15 protein-coding genes are annotated in these 20,373 nt (G+C 56.0%); 2 read left to right on the forward strand and 13 right to left on the reverse strand.

Going from position 1 to position 20,373, the window contains the following annotated elements:
* Positions 1-9: 9 nt before the first annotated feature.
* Together RISK_RS10570 and RISK_RS10575 are read left to right on the forward strand one after the other, a co-directional pair.
* Positions 10-495, forward strand: coding sequence for a MarR family winged helix-turn-helix transcriptional regulator (locus RISK_RS10570; protein ID WP_047814257.1), 486 nt, complete (start codon positions 10-12; stop codon positions 493-495).
* Positions 496-539: 44 nt separating this feature from the next.
* On the forward strand, positions 540-2,111 hold the full coding sequence (locus RISK_RS10575) for a porin family protein (RefSeq protein WP_047814292.1): 1,572 nt from the start codon (positions 540-542) through the stop codon (positions 2,109-2,111).
* A 492-nt stretch (positions 2,112-2,603) separates the two neighbouring features.
* Here RISK_RS10575 and RISK_RS10580 read toward each other — a convergent pair whose 3' ends face one another.
* The 13 genes from RISK_RS10580 to nusA form a co-directional block, all read right to left on the reverse strand.
* The gene (locus tag RISK_RS10580) at positions 2,604-2,969 is read right to left on the reverse strand and encodes a response regulator (RefSeq protein ID WP_236696198.1); all 366 of its coding nucleotides are present in this window, start codon (positions 2,967-2,969) and stop codon (positions 2,604-2,606) included.
* Positions 2,966-3,367 (reverse strand): response regulator, encoded by a 402-nt coding sequence (locus tag RISK_RS10585; RefSeq protein WP_047814259.1) that lies wholly within the window; start codon positions 3,365-3,367, stop codon positions 2,966-2,968. Before RISK_RS10585 ends, RISK_RS10580 begins: the two co-directional genes overlap by 4 nt.
* A 512-nt stretch (positions 3,368-3,879) precedes the next feature.
* Positions 3,880-4,386 (reverse strand): response regulator, encoded by a 507-nt coding sequence (locus RISK_RS10590; protein ID WP_083434901.1) that lies wholly within the window; start codon positions 4,384-4,386, stop codon positions 3,880-3,882.
* Between the two features lie 8 nt (positions 4,387-4,394).
* Positions 4,395-4,790 (reverse strand): response regulator, encoded by a 396-nt coding sequence (locus tag RISK_RS10595; RefSeq protein ID WP_047814260.1) that lies wholly within the window; start codon positions 4,788-4,790, stop codon positions 4,395-4,397.
* A gap of 18 nt (positions 4,791-4,808) precedes the next feature.
* Positions 4,809-6,473, reverse strand: coding sequence for an ATP-binding response regulator (locus tag RISK_RS10600; RefSeq protein WP_236696199.1), 1,665 nt, complete (start codon positions 6,471-6,473; stop codon positions 4,809-4,811).
* Positions 6,474-6,480: 7 nt separating this feature from the next.
* On the reverse strand, positions 6,481-6,960 hold the full coding sequence (locus RISK_RS29425; protein WP_160311429.1) for a response regulator: 480 nt from the start codon (positions 6,958-6,960) through the stop codon (positions 6,481-6,483).
* A gap of 545 nt (positions 6,961-7,505) precedes the next feature.
* Positions 7,506-10,790, reverse strand: a complete 3,285-nt coding sequence (locus RISK_RS10615) for an efflux RND transporter permease subunit (protein ID WP_047814263.1) — start codon at positions 10,788-10,790, stop codon at positions 7,506-7,508.
* Positions 10,787-12,226: an efflux RND transporter periplasmic adaptor subunit gene (locus RISK_RS10620; protein ID WP_390173929.1), complete on the reverse strand. Its 1,440-nt coding sequence runs from the start codon at positions 12,224-12,226 to the stop codon at positions 10,787-10,789. The genes RISK_RS10615 and RISK_RS10620 overlap by 4 nt, the downstream gene beginning before the upstream one ends.
* A gap of 510 nt (positions 12,227-12,736) precedes the next feature.
* On the reverse strand, positions 12,737-13,477 hold the full coding sequence (locus RISK_RS10625; RefSeq protein ID WP_047814264.1) for a YebC/PmpR family DNA-binding transcriptional regulator: 741 nt from the start codon (positions 13,475-13,477) through the stop codon (positions 12,737-12,739).
* A gap of 85 nt (positions 13,478-13,562) precedes the next feature.
* On the reverse strand, positions 13,563-14,840 hold the full coding sequence (locus RISK_RS10630; RefSeq protein ID WP_047814265.1) for a hypothetical protein: 1,278 nt from the start codon (positions 14,838-14,840) through the stop codon (positions 13,563-13,565).
* A 13-nt stretch (positions 14,841-14,853) separates the two neighbouring features.
* The gene (gene rbfA / locus RISK_RS10635) at positions 14,854-15,267 is read right to left on the reverse strand and encodes a 30S ribosome-binding factor RbfA (protein ID WP_047814266.1); all 414 of its coding nucleotides are present in this window, start codon (positions 15,265-15,267) and stop codon (positions 14,854-14,856) included.
* Between the two features lie 154 nt (positions 15,268-15,421).
* Positions 15,422-18,523, reverse strand: coding sequence for a translation initiation factor IF-2 (infB, locus tag RISK_RS10640; protein ID WP_047814267.1), 3,102 nt, complete (start codon positions 18,521-18,523; stop codon positions 15,422-15,424).
* A 260-nt stretch (positions 18,524-18,783) separates the two neighbouring features.
* Positions 18,784-20,337: a transcription termination factor NusA gene (nusA, locus tag RISK_RS10645; RefSeq protein WP_047814268.1), complete on the reverse strand. Its 1,554-nt coding sequence runs from the start codon at positions 20,335-20,337 to the stop codon at positions 18,784-18,786.
* Positions 20,338-20,373 lie beyond the last annotated feature (36 nt).

Consider the following 20,373-nt stretch of genomic DNA (forward strand, 5'->3'; position numbering starts at 1 on the left):
TTGGCAAGAGTGACGAATCCCAAAATCGGTGGCAAACCAGCCTTGATGCTGACAAGTTGCGACGCCATGGAGGTCAGCGATCAAGAGCGAATAGCGTGTGGATTGCACATCGCCTCCCGCGGTTTGTCATCCGCGATGGCCGAAGCGGTCGCTCCCCACGGGCTCAGCGGAATGGAAGCGAACCTGCTTCTCAAATTGGACAAAGGTTTGAACTCGCCCTCGGAGATCGCAACCTACCTCGGGATCGACGCCTCCAATCTCTCGCGGTTGATGCGCAAGATGCAGGAAGCCGAGTTGATCCGGCGTGAAGTGGACGCCACCAACCGATCTCGGGTCATCATTGAGTTGACCGCGAAAGGCAAACGACTCACGAAGAAGATCAAACCAGATGTTCGCAAGATGGAAAAGAATGTGATGTCGGTGCTGACAGCCAAAGAACTGACGACGCTTCAAAAGATCTTGATGAAGATGTGTGTCAGCGTGATCGAAGGCTGACGGATCGCCTGGGTCGATCACGGGATCAATTCCGCAAATCTTCCGTGATTGATGTAACCCTTCCAAGCAGAAAAGACGATGACCCAGACAACGTCTTCTTGTTGGGGCAAGTCATTTCGATGGGTATCCGTTGGCACCACTCCGCCATCCACTGGTTTTCAGTGCTCGCACTGACGGTCATCGGGCCGGGAACCGCTCCGATCGCGGGAGCTGAAACCGACGACCTGGTCACCGGGTCAGCCTCCACCCAATTGTCTGCCGAGCCAATCGCGGAGGGCGCCGGCCAGAGCGAATTGTCCGACGCCATGTCGCGAATTCGCGAATTGGAAACGCTCGTCGCTGCCCTGCAAGCAGAGTCATTGAATCGAGCGCCTTTGACGCTGCCGACATGGGAAGAACCGCGGTACCAGCCTCCTTCCCAACTGGATCCGTCCACGCACGATGGTGTTTACGACTCCGGTTGGACTTGGCGTCCGCGCGACCCTGAGGCATCACCGTTTGAGCTGACCGCTGGGTTGCACAACCAGTTTCGCTACACGGGGTTTGCTCGCGACGAGGCGACGTCGGTTGATTCCGCGGGGAACGTGCGTGAGATCAACAACCGGAACGACTTCAACATCAACCGAGGCCGGTTGGTATTTTCGGGGTATGCATTCGACGAAGACCTGCGTTTCTATTCCAACATTGACTACAGCACAGTCACGTCCAATCCCATTCAGTTGCTGTTGGGTTGGATTTCGTTTCGGATGTCCGATCGGCTTTCGATCCACTTGGGACTTGGCAAACTGCCAGGAACCTGGGAATGGACGGAAACCTCTCGGTACACGTTGGGCGCCGACCGTACCATGGCAACGACTTTCTTCCGCCCATCCATCACAGCGGGCATGTGGGCCAAAGGCAAACTGACCGACGACGTCTCATACCACGTGCTGGTTGGAAACGGCTTCAACACACTTTCGCTGCAAGCATCCGAGCTCGACACGCAACTCGCGTATTCCGCCCTCTCGTGGTGGGAACCGTTGGAAGAGTTCGGACGCGGTTTCTCGGACATCGAAAACCACCCGTCTCTGGCGATTCGCTTGGGGCAGGGGCTGACTCAAACCGGAAATTCAAGCAGCAGCAATGCCGATCCCGCGGCCGAACAAACCGTCATTCGCCTGAGCGACGGAACTCGGCTGATCGAACCCAATGCAATTGCCCCCGGAGTGACCGTCAACGCCTTTGACATCTGGCTGTACTCAGCGCACTTCGGAGTCAAGCGGCGGGGCTTCAGCTTCAGCAGCGAAGTCTTCCTGCGATGGCTCCGCAACATCGAAGGCGACAACGGCACCATGCTGCCCTCGTTGTTCGACCATGGATTCTTCGTTCAAGGCGGCGCATTCGTGATTCCACAAACGCTCGAACTGTTTGCACGCGCATCTCAGGTGAACGGCGAGTACGGCAGCGGCAACGAAGTTTCGGCAGGATTCAACTGGCACCTATTCAACCAGCGATCCGCACGATTCACGTTCGACGTGACATCCATTGATGACTCGCCTGCACAACAATCGCGAACGGGTTACGTCGCTGGAGAAAGCGGCACCTTGTTTCGGTCGCAGTTGTGGACCTTCTTTTAAGCAGGTCGGCGGGAATGACCGGGCATAATCAGGTGAGCCGTTTGGGCGTTCGCCTGGACCGCGAAATGTTTGGTATTTAGCGCACTAGGGTTGCGCAAATTCACATCCCGTTAGGGATATCAGATGGTAGCCGTCGCCAATCTCCTTCCCGCCGTGGCCATCGGCCACGGCGGGAAGGAGAGTTTTTTAGGGGCTCGTTTCCCGGGGGTACGCTGCAGTCACGGCGCTCCGCCAAACGGCTCAAATCCCGAAACACTCCTGCCTGGCCGGTTTCGATGATCTGCCGGAGCGGCGCCGAGGCGGCTTGATCCGGCCTACTTCTACTGAAATCCCTACCGGGATGAAGACAGACAAAGGCCAGAAGAAAAGTTGCGTTCGCTATCAGAACGCCAACACCAAACATTTCGCGGTCCAGCGTTCGCCCCGGTTGGACGTGGGAGCAACAACGCTTACCGCAACATCCCAAATGCCGAAAGACTTCTGCCGACCTGGTTAAGAAGTCAGGGAAAGTGAATCGAGCTCTGCCTTCAGGTCGGCGATGCTGCTGGTGGACTTGTGGATGTACACGGCCCCAATCGCCAAGCACGCGTTCTGGGTTTCCTGCCCTTCTCGTCCGGTGATCACTATTTTTGGAATCGACCGAACCTTCTCTTCTCGGTTGAGAAAATCAAACGCATTCAGCGCGTTCCCGGTGGGCGTCTCAATGTCCGTGACGATCAAATCGAATGAATCCGATTCCAAGGTGCGCATCACAGAAAACCAATTGAAGGCAGCCACGGGAGAATGGCCCCAACTGGCCAGCGACGTCATCAGGATGTCCGAGTAGTCCGCATCATCTTCGATCACAAGAATTTTCATCCGGTGCATGCTCCCTCGAGCTGGCTTTTCGATTTGGGGTTCAACACTTGCTTGACAGCCGCTTCGAACATCTCGGAAGCGAATGGTTTTGCCAGGAAGTAACGAGCGCCAGCCGACATCGCCGCGGATTGGTCCGTGGGGCAGGCGGACAGAATGATCACCGGCGTGTCCCGGAGGATTGGATGAGATTTGAGCCACTGAAGCGCGGTGATCCCATCGACCAATGGCATCCGAACATCCATGCAGATCAGACTGGGAAGAATCCTTTCAGCCTTCTCGATTGCATCTTTGCCATCGCTTGCAGAATGGACGGCGTACCCCATCGCTCGCAATCTCAATTCGATTCCATACCGAATTGCATCGTCGTCTTCGACGACCAAGACCGTTGATTCTTGCATCAGTCACCCCACGTGCATCAGTTGCTGACAATGACGGCCAAACGAATCGCCGGCGCTGACGCATTGAATGGCGGTGCAAGCACCACCCTCTCTTCCGCGTCAGCAGACTCTTCCAAGAAGAGACTGATTGCATCAACCTTCCGCTTTGCCAACTGAATGCGTGTAGAGTTTCGACTCAGAACGTGAACACGAGACCCGCAAACCGACTTCCCGACGATCTGCACCAGAATTGCCCTTCCGGCTCCAAGCAGAACAGTCTTTTGTCATCGATTGACAAATCACACGTTCAGAAGCCATTCCAAAGAATGGCCAATCAGTTGACGCTGGCTCATGCCCTTCCCAGCGATGGTGCATGAGCTGCCATGAACGTTTCACGACATACCTCACACCGTTTTGACCTGCCTCTTTTCAAAGATTCAGCCAAGGATATATACCCCTCAATCCCGAGCGTCTCGGCTGAAAACCGAAACATTGGAGCAATTTCTTCGCCTGAGAGGCCCCCCACGACACGCTCAATTCTTTCGGTTCGTCGCGGACGGTCGCGGATCGCCACCGCTGATTTCATCCAGCAGCAGAACCAATCGTTCGAACTCGATCGGTTTATGAAGAACCGCAAACGCACCCATCTTCAGCAATCTCGCCTCGGTCCGATCATCCACCTTCCCGGAGATCAAAATCACAGGGATCGTCGCAACCAAGGGGTTTTCTCGGAGCCCTAAAAAAACCTGTTCGCCGTTGACGAACGGCATGTTGTAATCCAGCAGAATTGCGGTTGGGTGCAGGCTGAACGCCATACGGTATCCATCCATCCCATGCTTGGCTGACCGCACATCGTAGCCACTGCCCGCCAACCGCAGTGCGATTCCATGGGTGATATCTTCTTCATCGTCAATCGAAAGCACCACTCGCTCGCGACGCTCAACATCGAGGTAGCTGAGATCTTCCCCCGAGTTCCCGCAGCTTTCCCCAGCAAGTTCAAACAGATACTCAAAGGCATCTCGTTTCGTCAGGACGTCCATCCTAAATCCTAAGAGTTGGAGACAAGGTCATCGCTCACATTTTGTTCGTCCGACAACAGTTCCTTCACGGTGTTGATCAACTGTCGCCCCTGATAAGGCTTGGCAAGCACCCGATTGGCGCCGGCAATGTAGGCCTCGTTTTCATCCGCCAAACTGGCCGACAAGACCAGGATGGGAGTCGTTGACAATTCTGATCCTCCTCGCAATTCACGGATCGCAGTGAGACCGTCCATGCGAGGCATCAGAACGTCCATGACAATCAAATCAGGACGCACATCATTGACAAGCTGAAGGCACTCCATGCCGTCAACAGCCAAGTGCGTCCTCAGCCCCGCAAACTGCAACCATCGTTTGACGGAGTCGCGAATATCGGGTTCATCGTCCACTATCAATACTACTGACATCTCTTTCGATTCCCTCGGTCATTCCGTTAGTGATGCGTTCGTGGCCACCAGGTCGCAGGGAGTTCCCAAAGGCAACTCCTCGCCTCCGAACGTTGGCTCATCGGCAACGTCCTTGAACTCTTCCTCCCTATCCCATTCTTGCTGCAACAGCTTCTTCACTGTCTCAATGTCGTCGCGTCCGTCGTCATCGAAAAACGAGGCGGTGAAGCCAGGTAGCGCCCCAAAAGGACGATTTCGATTCATTTGCTCAAAGTCACTCTCGGTTCGCTGCAACCACAAAGTCAGATCGCTTCGGTTCCCAGAAAACAAGAGCAACCACCGGTTGTCCGATTTTCGAAAAAGCAGATCTTCGGCGCGGAACGATCCGCACATGAATCGCTCGAAGTCATCGCACTGACGTTGGTCCTTGGCCTCAGGAAGACACAGCGAGATCAAACTCACCGGTCCCAGTTTCGACGCCCGACTTTCGGCCATCCTACCCGCGATGCAGGCAGGGTTTGGAAGTGGGATCGACAGCCGAAACACGGTTCCATTGCCGATTTCGGAAGCCACATCGATTCGACCGAAATTCAGAGCCACCAGTTTTTGAGCGATGTTCAACCCGAGTCCCACACCGCTGGCTTGCTTCGCGCCATGATGAGAGGCTTGTTCAAAGCGTCCAAAGATTTTCGTCAGCTCGCTTGCTTCAATGCCTGGTCCATTGTCCGCGACTTCCACCACCGCATCCTCGCCATTGGTCGATCGTTTCGTTCGCAACGTGACGTTGCCACCCTGTGGAACAAATTTGATGGCGTTGGTTGCGAGGTTCGTGATCACCCGAGTCATTTTTTCGGCATCGCAGTAAACAGAGATATCCCCGTCCTCTGAGATCAATCGGAGCGTGACCTGCTTGCTGGCAGCACGGTTGGCGACCAGCATCTGAACGCGTTGCACGATGGAGTCGAGACTCTGTGCCCTGCGGGAGAGCTGCAACAACCCGGCTTCCAACTTACTTTTGTCGAGCAGGTCATCGACCATTCCGTTGAGATCATCTGCTCGGCCAAGAATTTTCCCGAGCATCTGCGTTTGTTCTGGGTTGATCTCGCCCACCAGTCCATCGTGAATGATGGCGACGTAGTCTTTGATCACCGTCAACGGTGTTCGCAAGTCGTGCGAGACGTTGTCAACGATTTCCTGAGACGTTGAATACAACTTCTCAAGCTTTTTGTTCTTTTCTAGCAGCAGTTGCTTCTGTTCCTTGAGATCCTGCTGGCTGACTCTGAGTTCATTCACCAATTTCCGAGTCTGATTCTCTGCCACTTGACGATGAATCGCATGCAAAATGGTTCTCGCAAGTGCCTGCCCATGCAATTCTCCTTTGACGATGTAGTCTTGTGCGCCTGCCTTGATCGCCGCTTGTTCCACCTTTTCGTCGTCGAGTCCCGTCAACGCGATGACGGGCGTTTGACTGCACTGTTCCCTCAAGATTGAAATCGTCTGGGTCCCTGACGAATCCGGAACCGAGAGATCAGCGATGATCAGGTCGTACTCATTTTCCCCCAATTCGGTCTTCGCCTTGGCGAGTGTTTCAGCCCAGGTGAACTTGAAGTGAGGACTCGCCTTGCGAAGCTGCCGCGAAACGGCTTCCGCGTCAATCGAGTTATCCTCTAAGAGCAGAATGCGAATGGGTTGGTGTGATAACACTGGATTCCTACTCTCTTTCTCGTAGGTCGAGATCGATGAAACGAGACGCTTCATCCAATATCTGCCTGAAATCGAGCGGTTTTTGAAGGAAGGACGAGGCGCCCTGCAGCAGCATTCTGCGTTGAGCGTCGGCATCTCGAACACCAGTCAGGACGATGACTGGAATGTCTCGTAGCATCGGATTGAATTTCAACACTGCCAGCAAATCCTCTCCGCTTCCGTTGGGCATGGCCAGATCCATCACGATCAAAGCAGGCTTCCACTGTGTCACTTTGACAATGCCTTCCATGCCATAGTGCGCGTGCTCCATTTCCACCCGATAGGGACGAAACATGATCTCCATCGCTGCCTGGATATCGGGGTCGTCATCCACACACAAAACACGAGGCATCCGCGGAGCATGGGCAACCGTGTTGCAATACCGCATCAGTCGACCACCCACAGCGGCGCGACGTCTTGTTCTTTCTGGGAGATGAGTCTTGAGCATCGAGCGTGTCTCCATGAGGATTTTGATTGCATCCAACTGTGCACCGAGCGCTGTCAAACCAGTCTTCGAAACGAACTTCGATTCAACCGCAAACCATTCAAGATGGTCGAAAGTCATTTCGAACCGATCGACCGACGGTGGTCGCCCTTCTCAGACACGACCGACTGGTATCAACTTCACGACTGAAACCTAGCTCCGAGTTTTCCCGAATAATGGGAGGTGCTCATTTATCACGTGCGATTTTCTCATTTACTCGCTGACCCACATGGTTTTGGTGCAGGCAAAGTCATTCGATCTCGCGAAGACACTCATTCATCCGATCGGCATTGAAATCCGATAGCAGGGCACGCAAATTGAGTGTTTTGAGTCGAAACAGCGAAGCAGTCGACCTGGCTTCAGCGTCCTCAATTTCGGTTGCCCGCAGCTTCCCAAGATTTCCAACGTCACCGTCGCCTTCACGCGAGCGGCAACCACTCTTCGTGACGGTTTTCGTGCCAGCGAAGTTGGGAGTTGGATCATTCGAGAACAGGCGGGCGCAACCGACTTCAGCCAGACGAGGCTTGAGAAGGGGGTGGAGAGATTTTCGCGATCACCAGGTACATCACGGGCGCGAGAATCAGCACGACGAGGGTGCTGAGCGCGAGTCCAAACGTCAGGCTGGTCGCCATCGGCGAGACCACTTGCGCTTCCTTGGATCGTTCCAACAGAATCGGCATCATTCCGGCGCAGGTGGTGACCGAAGTCAGCAACACAGCTCGGAATCGACGCCGACCGCCATCAATGATTGCGTCGTGAAGCGGCAATCCATCGGCGACCCGGCGATTGATGAAGTCCACCAACACGATGGAATCGTTCACCACCACTCCGGCCAACGCCACGATGCCAAAGATGCTGAAGAGCGTCAGATCGATGTCCATCACAATGTGACCGAAGATGGCGCCGATGAATCCGAACGGGATGATCGACAGGATCAAAATCGCTTGCCAGCTCGAATTGAACTGAATGGTCAGCAACAGGAACATCGCCCCCAAGACGAAGAAGAACCCCACAAACAAACTGTTGACCGTCTCGTCCGTCTGCTCCTGCTGACCGCCCCACTGCAGTTGCACTCCCGGGAACTCCTTTCGAAATTCGGGGACGAAGTTGGCTTTGAGGTCCGACACAACATTGAATGCGTTGCCGCGGGTCTCATCGACATCCGCCACCACCGAAATGCTTCGCATCTGGTTGACTCGACTGATTTCGGAGTAGCCACGCTGGACATCCACTTCCACGATTTCATTGAGTGGCCGCTCCATCCGATCCGTGCCACGCACGCGAATGTCGTTGAAGCTGACCAACGTGTTGCGATCCTCGCGAGGGTAGCGCACTCGCAGGGGGACTTCATGCCGTCCCCGCTGCAGCCGCATCACTTCTTCGCCGTAGTACGACGCGCGCACCGTGCCTGCGACGTCCGCCAATGAAACTCCCATGGCCTTGGCGTCGTCGCGAACTTTGATGCGGTATTCCCATTTGCCTTGCCGCGTGTCCGTCGCAATGTCCGAGACATACGGGTACTCGCCCAGCTTGATTTTGCACCGCTCAATGGCTTCATCCAACATCGCCAGGTTCTCACCCGTCGCCATCAAACGCATTTCGATTGGCAACGACGCGGGACCTCGTGGAGTGGCTCCGAACGCCACCGCTTCGGCCCCCGGGAACCGCCCGGATTCCTCCCGCCACATGCGAACAATGTCATCGCTTGAAACGGTTCGCTCACCAATGTCATTGAGCTGAATGAACAGGCCTCCAACGTGACCGGCGACGCTGCTGCCGACTTCATCGCCGGACGACCCCACCGTTCGCTGAACCGCCTGAACAAATCCGCCCGGATCCCCCGTCATCTTTTCGTCAATTGATCGCTGATTGACTTTCCAGATCGCATCTTCCAGACGTTTGGTTGCCGCGTTGGTGATGTCCACCGGGGTGCCGTCTGGATAGGTCACTTGCACCGTGATGAAGCCAAAGTCGATTTTGGGAAGCAGCAAGAACGGCACCATCCCTGACCGAACCACCCCCACTGAAAGAATCAACATCGCAGCGAGCGTTGATAGAACAATGGCAGGGTTCCTCAACGACCAACGAAGGATGGGCGTGTAGAGTCGATCAATGCAGCGTGTCAGCAATGCCGACATCCCAGCGTTGGCTTTTTCGAGCAACCAGCCGAGCGGGCGCAACGGGAACAACACGTATGTCATCGCATCCAAGAACCGGCTGCGTTTGTGAGACAGGTGCGACGGTAGAATGGTCAAACTTTCAAACATCGAGATGATCAACATTGCCCCGACACACATCGGCAACACGACCGTCAGCCGTTTGATCCGTCCTTCCATGTACATGATCGGAGCGAAGGCAATCACGGTGGTCAGAATCGCGGTGATGACGGATGGCATCACCTCGTAAGCACCGTCGATGGCGGCTTGGCGGTAACTTTTGCCCATTTCGCGATGAACATAAATGTTCTCGCCCACCACGATGGCGTCATCGACCACGATTCCCAATGCGATCAAAAACGCAAACATCGAGGTCATGTTCAGGGTATGACCTCCAAAGTGCATGTAAATGCATGCACCCAACAACGAAATGGGTATCCCCAGCATCACCCACCACGCCAACCTCATTTCCAAGAACAAGGCGAGCACGATGAAGACCAGGACCAACCCCATCCAGGCGTTCTTGCTGAGCAGATCGAGGCGGTTCTTCACACTGGTGGATCGATCACGGATCGCCATCAACGAGTACCCGCTGGGCAGCGCATCGCTGCCTTCTTCGACGAACTGACGAACCTCTTCGGCAACTTCAATCAGGTCATCCGCGCTGGTCGTTTCAATCGAGACCAGAATCGCAGGGTGCCCATTGACCTCGTTGATACTGCCTTCGACTGAAAACTCATCGCGAACTCGGCCGAGATCGCCAACGGTCAGCACCGCACCACCGGGTTGGCTGACCAGTGGAATTTCTTCGATGCCAGCCCCCACCGTACTTTTGTCGCTGCCACGAAGAAGCACTTCTTGGGATCGCCCGCGAAGCGTGCCACCAGGAAGTTCCACGTTGTTGGCCCGCACGATTTCCGCGACGCTTTGCAACGAGAGGTTGTACTTGCGGAGTGTGTCTTCGGGAATCTCGATGTCGATCTGATAGTCTGGTGTGCCCACCAAATCGGCAACGGAAACCGACGGCAACGCCAAAATCTCCTCGCGAATTTGTTCTGCAACACGTCGGAGAGCCAACGCGGCTTCCGCCTTGGCCTCTTCCTCGTCATACCGAAAGTCGCCGTTCGAATCATCGACACCGAGCAGCGAACCGGAAGACTGGCGGTCCACCAGATTCGAAAGTTCCGCAACCGTGGGCCCCATGACGGCGACTCGAATCGCCGTCACGAAATTGGTGTTCATCCGAATGTCGGGCTTTTCCGCCAACTCGGGAAAACTAGGGATTTGACCGATCAGCGTGGTGACCTCGGTCAGAACTCGCTGGGCATCCGCTTGATTTGCATCCGGATCCAATTCCAACGTGACCGTGCCCATTCCCTCGCGAGCCAACGAAGTCATCTCCTCGACACCATCGACGGTGCGAATGGACTCCTCAATTTTCTCCAGGATCCCCTCTTCGATTTCATCCGGACTGGCACCGGGGTATTCGACGGAAACCGAGAGCACGTACAGCTCAAAGTCCGGCCAAAAATCACGACGAAGCTGGCTCAAGCTGAACACGCCCAACAACAGCACGCCTACCATGATGACATTCATGGCCTGCCAGTTTTTGACCGACCATGCAATCAGCGATTTCATCCGGCAACCTGCAATTGAGAGGTCGTTTCACGGGGCATCACCATTGCATTGTTCGCTTTCAAAGATGCTGGTTTGCCAGAATCTTGTGCCTCACCAAGCCCGTTGGACTCCGCGGGCGATTGGTTGCCAACCGGCATGCCGTCGACGGGATCGCTGATCGGCGAAACGATGATGCTGGTCGACGCCAGCGAACAAAGGTGGTCCAGTTCCGGTTGAATCTGGATCACCACATCGCCGTCCACCCGACTGACGACGGTGATCGGAACGATGCGAAGTTTGCCCTGAGCATTCAGCCAAAGTCGATTGCCCGGACGCACCGCTGATTCGATGACACGCATGAGAATTCGATTCGGTTGAGTTTGAATCGAAACGTCGACAAACATCCCGCGAGTCAACTGCCGACTGGTGCTTCCCGCCAACGAAGACCGTGGGGAGTCGACGCGGAACAGACACGGATAGGTCCGCGTGTTCAGGTCAATTCCAGCTCCATCGAGCCGCTCAAAAATGGCGGACCATTGATGGGTCTCGTTTCCGAACTCACTGGAGACGGTCGCCGAAACAGCCGAGTTCAAATCCGCCACGGTGGACACCACTTGCTCTGCCGCGACAGGATCATTCACATCCAATGTTGGAAGGCCAGCCTGACTGTTCCAGATCCAAAACATTTGATCGGCCGTCAAGCTTGCGCGAACCTCGACGGCCGAGGTGTCCTCGATGGTGATGAAGGGTGTTCCCGTCGGAAGAAACGACTGCTCTTCCACCTCCGACGAAACGACTCTTCCATCGATGGGTGATCGTATGACACAACGTGAGAGATCCAGCCGGGCACGTTCCAGCAAGACATTGGTGAGCGTCCGTTTCTCCGTCAACAATTCCAACTGTGCGACCAGTTCGCGGCGTCGATTCCCAAGTTCGACCAGCGCCGCATCCGCAGCCAGTTCCGCACGTCGTGCAGCGTCCACTTCGGAGGCAGACGCCGCTCGCTGGGTGACCAAAGCGTTGATTCGCTCGCGTTCTTGTCGAGCGAGTTCGAGTTGCTTCTTCGCCAACTCTTGAAGCTGGTACGTGTTGTCTATGCTCACCTCCACCGAGTTTTCTTCCGCGGCCTCTTGCTGCGACAAAGCCTGCAACCGCTTGACTTCCAACTCGTATTCGGTCGCGTCCACTTGAATCAGCACTTCCCCCGCGGTCACGCTCCGTCCCGCCCGCACGTTCTCGGAAAGCTCCACCACTCGGCCAGCCACTTCCGATGCCAAACGCAGTTCTCTCAGTGGAACCACCACTCCATGGACATCGATCACAACCGGCCCGCTATGAAATCGGACCTCTTCCGTGGCAACGATCGTGACCGGCGATTTAGGCGGCTTGCTCCGCTGCGGGCGTTTGCGTTCACCCAACAGGGTGTAGCCGTACAGGGCTCCTCCCAAGACAATCATCGAGACCGCAAGATTGACGGCCACTCGAACGGGCGATGTTGGCTGGTCCGAGCGTTTTGAATCGTCGCTGGACGATGGCACAACGGCAGGAGTTGGAATGTCGGGCACGGGCGTCACGAAATTCGTGGAAAGAACGGGAAGTCCATGGATGCCGGGCGATTCGCCAGAGCCGATCGCCCCAACCGAACTTGCTCCTGCGAGCGAAACAGGCTCACAACGAGTCAGGGAGCCCCATTTGAGCGTGCAAAACAGAACGCTCAACCTACAACGCATTCCGCGAACAACGAAGCGCATCGCCATGCGTCCATTAAAACCCGAGCGACGCGGGATGTTCCGCCAAAAAGAATAATCGGAGCCAAATTCTGGCTCCCTCCGGCCGGCCTACTTCGCCGGCCCGCCCTCAGTAGGCCGAATGAAGGAGGCATTGCGACGCACATCCGGCAATGATCTCAGGTGGCCTGGGAATTCGGCCGCGGGTCGCGAATCAACGCGACGGCGGATCTTGGCCGTTTACTCCGAAACCGATTCTTCCGGGAAATTGGCGTTGGTGCTGACCGTTTGGATGTCGTCGTGATCGTCGAGCATTTCCAGCAATGCCAGGACCTTGCCGGACGAGCTTTCATCGAGGTCCACGTTGGTCGACGCGACTTGAGTCACTTCACTGACTTCGGTTTCCATGCTCGCTTCATCGAAAGCGACTTCTAAATCACTGAACGCTTCGGGACTGCAGGTCACTTGGATCTTGCCATCGTCGTCGACTTCCACGTCGTCCGCACCGTTTTCCAGCGCCAGTTCGGTGACCTTTTCCTCGTCCGCCTCCTCACCAAAAACGAAGATGCCTTTGCGTTCGAACAAGTACGACACGCAACCGGTTTTGCCGAGTTCACCGCCGTACTTTCCAAACAGGGTCCGCAACTCGGGAGCCGTCCGATTGCGGTTGTCGGTCAATGCCAAGCACATCACCGCGACTCCACCCGGTCCGTAACCCTCGTAGAGAATTTCTTCGACCGCATCACCGTCCAGCTCACCGGTACCACGCTTGATGGCGCGTTCGATGTTGTCCTTCGGCATGGACACCGCTTTGGCGTCATCGATTGCTTTTCGCAATCGGATGTTTGTCCCTGGATCCCCGCCGCCCATCTTGGCCGAGACGATGATTGCCTTGCTGAGCTTACTCCACATCTTGCCCCGCTGGGCGTCAACACGCCCTTTGCGATGCTGGATGTTTGCCCATTTACTGTGACCTGCCATGAGAATTGTCCTTCCGTTTTGGATTCAATCGTTGCTCAATGGAATGCGATCGAGTCCACCGGATTCGGACCGATCCGCGGTGCGATCAGCGGGGTTTCCGCTTTGTCAATTTTCGATTGGTGGCTTTCTTTCCAGCAGCCGTGCCAGCGGAATCGGCGGATTCGGCTGAAGTGGATTTCGGGGCCGTGCTCGAGGATTTCTTCGCCGACTTCTTGGGAGCCGACTCTTTCTCGCTGCTGGCCTTGGCATTGCTGCCCGACTTCTTGGCAGGTGCCTTCTTAGCCGCAGGTGCCTTGGTGGACTTCTTGGACGCGGACTTCGACGTCCCAGTCGACTTCGAAGCCGTTTTGGAAGCCGAGGTTTTGGTCGACTTCTTGGCCGCGTCGGCCTTCTCAGCAGCAGCCTTTTTCTTGGTGGACTTGGAGCCCGCAGCCGCCTTGGCTTCCGCTTTTTTCGCTTCGGCAGCCAAACGTGCTTGAGACTCAGCCGCCTGTTCCGCCGCTGATTTTTGCGGCATCGTGGGCTTGGTCACGCGGCTACCTTTTTTGGCGCTGCGTTTGACCAAGACGGCCGACTTGGCTTCGGCGACTTCTGCTGCTTCCGCCTCTGCTTCTTGCTTGGCCGCAGCTCGCTCTTCTTTTTTGCGAGCCTTCACGCGTTTGATGGCCGCTTCCTTGGTGCTCAACCACTCATCCAGTTCAGCTGAACTGCCTTTGGCAATTGACTCAAGGAACGTGCGAGCGGTTTTGTCCTTGGGGTCCATCAACAAGTCAACGGCTGGTTGATGAAGCAGGGCAGCGAACTCCACTCCCTTGCTTTTCGGCACAGCGCGTTCGAGCCCTGGGACACGCCCATCGGCAGCTTCCGCTTGGCTGGCAATTCCCGTCACCAACATCACCACCATGGCGGAGTAATCGATCGGGATCGAATGCCCGCCCAAGCCGTGCTGGATGATGTAGCTGAGCACAAATGGCGTCATCGAAGACATGCCTTCGAATTTGGCCACGGCTTTGCCGAGATTCTCTTTTTTCAGGTGATCAAGATCAAAGCTGTAGAACTCTTCGAAGATCGATTGCAGAATCGACTTCAAACGTTGAGCGGCTTTGGCCGAATCTGGAAGACTGGACAGAACTCCTGCCAGCTCGGTCACGGTGGTGACTCGAACTTCGTTCCAATCAAAATAGTCCTGTTCCAACTTCGCAAGACCTTCGTCTGCCAAGTCAGCGGAGCAATCTTCAAGCAGGCAGGCGTACAAAGCGTGTTCAAGAAGCGGACGCGACGGGGTGGCGGGGGCCACGTCGTAGTGTTTTTTCAAAGCCGCTTGCAGCTTCGTGATCAGTTTCGCGCGGTTGGTGGCTGACATCTAAATGCGGTAATCAATCGTTTGAGTGGGGAGTGGCGTCTTCGCCAGAATCATTTTGGTCACGATCATCCATCGCGCCTTCCTTTTCTTGCTGAATCCGAGCAAGAATCTCACTGACCGTCATCGCGTGTTCTTGACCTCGGTCGACTTCGAACCGCAACTTGGGCGTGTAGCGGGTGTCCATCCGATTCGCGATTTTGCTTTGCAGGAATCCAGCGGAATTCTGCAGCCCTCGCAATGACAGGTTCTTCTGCGTTTCATCCCCCATCACGCTGACCTTGACCTTGGCTTCACGCATGTCTGGTGAAACCTCCACTCCGATCACCGTGACATCACGAACGCGAGGATCGCGGACCTCGGTCACGATCGCATTGGCGACCACTTCGCGGATCGCTTCGGCAGCTTTGAGCATACGTCGACTGGACAAAAGACAAACTTCAACAAGGAGGAGCGTGCAATCGCATCAAAAGAAAAAACCGAGCTGGCCACGGTGCCCGCTCCGATCAGGGGACTGAATTCGTTCCATGCTGGAACCCGGCAGCACATCGATGCCATGTGCTGCCAGTTTCCGACTCGAACACTCAATCGAGTTTTCGAGCGACTTCTTCGATCTTGTAAGCTTCCAAAACATCGTCCTGCTTGATGTCGTTGAAGCCTTGAAGACGAATACCGCATTCCATGCCGCGGGGAACTTCCTTGACGTCTTCCTTGATCCGACGAAGCGTGTCGAGTTGATAATCGCCAATGGTACGTCCGTCTCGGTTGACTCGAATGCGGCAATTCCGCTGAATCGAACCTTGTGCGACATAGCACCCTGCAATCGTTCCAATTCGGCTGATTGAGAAGACTTGCTTGACCAGGGCACGGCCGAGTTCGACCACGCGTTCTTCTGGTTTCAAGCGTCCTTCGATCAAAGCACGTATGTCATCGGTCAGCTTGTAAATCACGTCGTAACGACGAATTTCAACACCGCGTTCGTCGGCCAGCGATCGAGCCTTTTCATCCGGGATGACGTTGAAGCCCAAGATCACTGCGTCAGAAGCACTGGCGAGCGTCGCGTCGGCCAAGGTGATGCCACCAACACTGCGTTGCAAAACTCGAATCTGAACTTCGGGGTGATCGAATTTGCTCAGCTCTTTGTCGATTGCTTCCAGTGATCCGCGAGCGTCTGCTCGGATGATCAAATTCAGCTTCACGGTGTCAGCGGAGGTGCCAAGTTTGCCACCTTCCAGCATTTCCTGGAACGAGTCGAAGCTGACCTTGGTGGTGATTCCAGACAAACTCTGTCGACTGGATTCCCCTTCTCGAGCACTCGCGATTTCGCGTGCCTGCGAGATGTCCTTGAGAACGTGGAAACGGTCGCCCGCACCGGGCGGCGTGTCCAATCCCATCAAGCTCACGGGAGTGCTGGGACCAGCCTCGAGAATCGGCTTGCCGGTCAACGTGTCTTGCATGGCTCGGACCCGACCGTGTGCCGGACCGCAAACCAGAATGTCGCCGACGCGGAGTGTTCCGTTTTGGACGATCATCTTTGCAACCACACCGCGGTCGCCCTGCTGCTCTGATTCCAAGCACACACCCAAGGCCGAACGATCCGGGTTAGCGGAGTACTCGTTCAGTTCAGCGATGGTCAACAACGTTTCCAACAACTCTTCCATCCCGATGCCTTGTGTGGCACTGGTGCGAACGATTTCGACATCGCCGCCCCATTCACTCGGGGTGAGTTGGTGTTCGGTCAGTTGAGTCATGACGCGGTTGGCATCGACACCTTCGAGGTCAATCTTATTCAGTGCAACCACGATCGGCACCTCAGCCGCTTTCGCGTGACTGATCGCTTCTTCGGTTTGCGGCATGATTCCGTCGTCGGCAGCCACCACCAAAACAGCGATGTCAGTGACGTTGGCACCACGAGCACGCATTTCCGTGAACGCTTCGTGACCAGGTGTGTCCACGAAGGTCACCGGGTGACCGTTGTTGTCAATCTTGTAGGCACGGATGTGCTGGGTGATACCACCTGCCTCGCCTTTGACGACGTTGATGCCGACCAAGTGATCCAGCAGACTGGTTTTTCCGTGATCGACGTGACCAAGGAAAGTCACCACTGGAGGACGAGCGATCAGGGTTTCCGGCTTGTCTTCGATCTCTTCGATTTCCGTGATCAACTCTTGCTCGAGCGATTCAGCGGCCTTCAACTCGATGTCGAGATCGTGTTCCGTGGCCAACAACTCGGCGGTTTCGAAATCGATGTCAGCATTGATGTTGACCATCATTCCCATGCCCATCAGGGTTCGCATCACGTCGGCGACACTCAACCCGGATCCTTCGCAGAAATTGCGAACGGTACACGGCAACTCGATCTGGACCTTCTCTTTCCGAGGTGCAGCGGTGTTGACACCCTTGCGACGGATCCGAGGACGCGAACGTCGGTAGTGATGGCGATCGCCGCCATCGGAACCGATGATCCGCCGGCCTCCGCCGCCACGCTGACGTTCGGCACGGGCACTGGCCATGCCGGCCAATCCCTTTTTCTTTGGCTTTTCGTCTTCTTCGGCGACGCGTTTCCCGCGGCCGACAACTCCGACGCTGCCTTCGCCAGCCTTCTTCACACGCTTTTTGTCCGCTTCGTCCTGCTCGAGGCGAGCAAGCGGAGCCTTCATGCCCTGCTTGTGGCCTTCGATGACGTCGCGAGTCAGCTTGATATCGGGTTTCTGAGCTGCCGGGCCGGAGCCTCCCACCGGAGCGGTGGGTTTGGCAGGTGCACTTGGCAATTGAGCCAGATTCACCTTGATCCGTGGTTCACGTTTCTTGGATTTCCCGGCCTCCACTGGTTTACCAGCATCTTCGGGACGATTTCGAGAACGGTCCAGCGATCGCATCTTGCCACCAGCCGCGACGGGGTCCCGTCGAACGGCCGAGAGAGGCGATCCAGGAGTGTTCGGAACCACACGACCGGACGAGTTGTTGCCCATCCGTCCCGCGATGCGACTGGCCAATCCACCACCCTTGTTGGACGACCCATCGTCGTCCGACGCGGAAGCAGCAGCTTCGCGTTTGGGTTGTTCGGGAGCCTTTCGCTCACCCGCGTCCGACTTGGCCGCCGGTTTCGCTGTGGGTGCCGAAGCGGGTTTGGTTGAAGGCCCGTCTGACTTGGCCCCCATCCCGATCCCACGTCCACTCGGCGATGCCATCCCGGTTCCGACACCGCCGGTTTTCGGCAGTCGAATCTCAGGTTTGGGCGAGTTCTCAGGAGCTGGTGGCTCGGGAGTCGTCGCTTCCGGTGCGGCCGCCAACTTGGGCGTGCGAACGATCGGCGCGGGTTTGCCAACCGGACGGCCGCCGTCGCGAACGGGCGCCACAGGAGCGGGACTTTCGCTAGCCTCCGCAGGTTTGGAAGGGCGACCCACACTGATGGACGATGGCTTTCGACCGGTCGTTCCGCTCAAATCTCGAACGGGTGCGACGGGAGCCGTGGGCGTGTCCTTCTGGGGGGGCGCAACTTTAGGTTTCGATTCAGATTTCGCTGCGGAACCGGCGAGATGACCTCGTACTTGCTGGGCCTCTTCATCCGAGAGGCTGGCCAGCGCGGAACCTTTGCCCGTGATGCCGGCTTTTTTAACCACATCAACGAGTTCTTTGCTGTCGAGATTCAGTTCTTTGGCGAGCGCGTAAATGCGTACTGGCACTGGGTCGGGATCCTGTCAAATTCGATAGGGAAGTCCGCTCGCAATTCCTTGCGGGTGCGGCTTCGTGGTTTCATTCATCAAAATCGCATAAAAAGACCTCCATCGCTGCTACGGCGAGTCAGTGAGATAGCACCAAACTTGCTGAAAACAACGGGGAATTTCATAGCGTTCAAATTGTCCCAAGGACGACTGCAAAGACCAACTTTGCTTCGGTCCCACGTTAGGATAGCGTACGCAGGCCGTTTTTGAAAACGGCTCACTCAACCTTCCTGTTTGTTACTTTCTGCCTCGGACGATTCAATCGTCTCGGCGACGGGTTCCGATTCCTCGGATTCGGTCTCAATCTCTTGTGTTTCGGACTCGCTGGATTCATCCGCGAGCTCCCCAGAAGCTTCTTCGACTGCTTCTTCAGCGGGGCTTTCTTCAGTGGGGGCCTCTCCATCGGAGCTAGCCTCCGGAGAATCAGCTTCCTCCTCGGCGGCAGGCTGTTTACCTTCCGCGGCTTCGGAACTCTCTGATTCAGTGTTTTCTGTGTCGGCGTTGTCCTCGGATACTGGTTCCGCCGGCGGTTCTTCCGCCGGAGCTTCGCTGGCTGCTGGTGCAGGAGCTTTCTTTTCGGTCCGCTCTTGGTCTCTTCGAACACGACGCTCTTCCGCGGCGGCTTTTTCAGCCTCTTCCGCGTTGGCTTCCGCCGTCTCGACGATCCGGTCGACATCCGCTTCGCTCAAACCGCTCATTTCCATGAACAGGTCGGGCTCAATCACGGACAAGTCATCGTATGACAAATAACCTTGCTCAACCAACGCTTGAGCAATCTCTTCGGTGATCCCTGGAATCTGACTGAAACCACCCACCGCACGTTCGATCTGCTCTTCGAGCTCGCCGTTGGTCATGATTTCGATGTCCCAACCGCAGAGCTTGCTGGCCAGGCGGACATTCTGTCCACGACGACCGATGGCGAGCGAAAGTTGGTCTTCTTGAACCAATACGATCGCGCGACCAATCATGTCGCACAACAGAACTTGATCGACTTCCGCGGGCTGCAAGGCGTTGGGAATCAGCACCTCCGGGTCGCTGTCGTAGCGGACCACGTCAATGTGCTCACCGGCCAATTCTTCACGAACCGCTTTGATGCGACTGCCGCGATAACCGACGCAGACACTGATCGGATCGATCTGCTGATCTTCGCTGCTGACGGCAACCTTGCTGCGGTAACCAGGCTCGCGAGAGATGGACTTGATCGCAATCACGCCATCGCTCAACTCCGGAATTTCTTGCTCAAACAAACGCTGCACAAACTGCGGCCGAGTTCGAGACAGCACGACGCGAACACGGTTGCCACCCGAGGGACGGACCTCGAAAACAATCGCACGAACGCGTTCGTTGGCGTGCAGGCTTTCGCCAGGAATCTGTTCACTGCGTGGGAGAATGGCTTCGACATTTCCCAAATTGACGGTGGCCACACCACCATCGGCACGACCGATCATTCCGCTGACGATCTCACCGATCTGGTCACGGTACTCCAGCATCAACGCATCGCGTTCTGCTTCGCGGACCTTTTGAATGATGACTTGCTTGGCAGTCTGAGCACCAATTCGGCCGATTTGATCGTCACCGAGAGGCTCACCTGCCAACGTCGCGGCGATGGCACCGTTGTCGCGACTGATCGAAACGATCACGTCGGATTCTTCACCGTATTGTTTCTTCGCAGCGCTCTGAAGCGCCGACTCAATCGCCTGGAACAGAAGTTCGGGGTCGATGTTTTTATCGCGATGCAGCGAATCGACGTATCGCAAAATGTCTTGCGGATTCATGGCGATGAGAAGTCTTGTGACGAAAAGATAAAAAAA

Source organism: Rhodopirellula islandica, from assembly GCF_001027925.1.
GTDB classification, from domain to species: Bacteria; Planctomycetota; Planctomycetia; order Pirellulales; family Pirellulaceae; genus Rhodopirellula; species Rhodopirellula islandica.

What these genes read in the sequence shown, in the direction of transcription:
- RISK_RS10580 (WP_236696198.1), bottom strand. Translation starts at nt 2,969, where the DNA reads ATGAAAATTCTTGTGATCGAAGATGATGCGGACTACTCGGACATCCTG.
- RISK_RS10585 (WP_047814259.1), bottom strand. Translation starts at nt 3,367, where the DNA reads ATGCAAGAATCAACGGTCTTGGTCGTCGAAGACGACGATGCAATTCGG.
- RISK_RS10590 (WP_083434901.1), bottom strand. Translation starts at nt 4,386, where the DNA reads ATGGACGTCCTGACGAAACGAGATGCCTTTGAGTATCTGTTTGAACTT.
- RISK_RS10595 (WP_047814260.1), bottom strand. Translation starts at nt 4,790, where the DNA reads ATGTCAGTAGTATTGATAGTGGACGATGAACCCGATATTCGCGACTCC.
- RISK_RS29425 (WP_160311429.1), bottom strand. Translation starts at nt 6,960, where the DNA reads ATGCTCAAGACTCATCTCCCAGAAAGAACAAGACGTCGCGCCGCTGTG.
- RISK_RS10615 (WP_047814263.1), bottom strand. Translation starts at nt 10,790, where the DNA reads ATGAAATCGCTGATTGCATGGTCGGTCAAAAACTGGCAGGCCATGAAT.
- RISK_RS10620 (WP_390173929.1), bottom strand. Translation starts at nt 12,226, where the DNA reads ATGATTGTCTTGGGAGGAGCCCTGTACGGCTACACCCTGTTGGGTGAA.
- RISK_RS10625 (WP_047814264.1), bottom strand. Translation starts at nt 13,477, where the DNA reads ATGGCAGGTCACAGTAAATGGGCAAACATCCAGCATCGCAAAGGGCGT.
- RISK_RS10630 (WP_047814265.1), bottom strand. Translation starts at nt 14,840, where the DNA reads ATGTCAGCCACCAACCGCGCGAAACTGATCACGAAGCTGCAAGCGGCT.
- nusA (WP_047814268.1), bottom strand. Translation starts at nt 20,337, where the DNA reads ATGAATCCGCAAGACATTTTGCGATACGTCGATTCGCTGCATCGCGAT.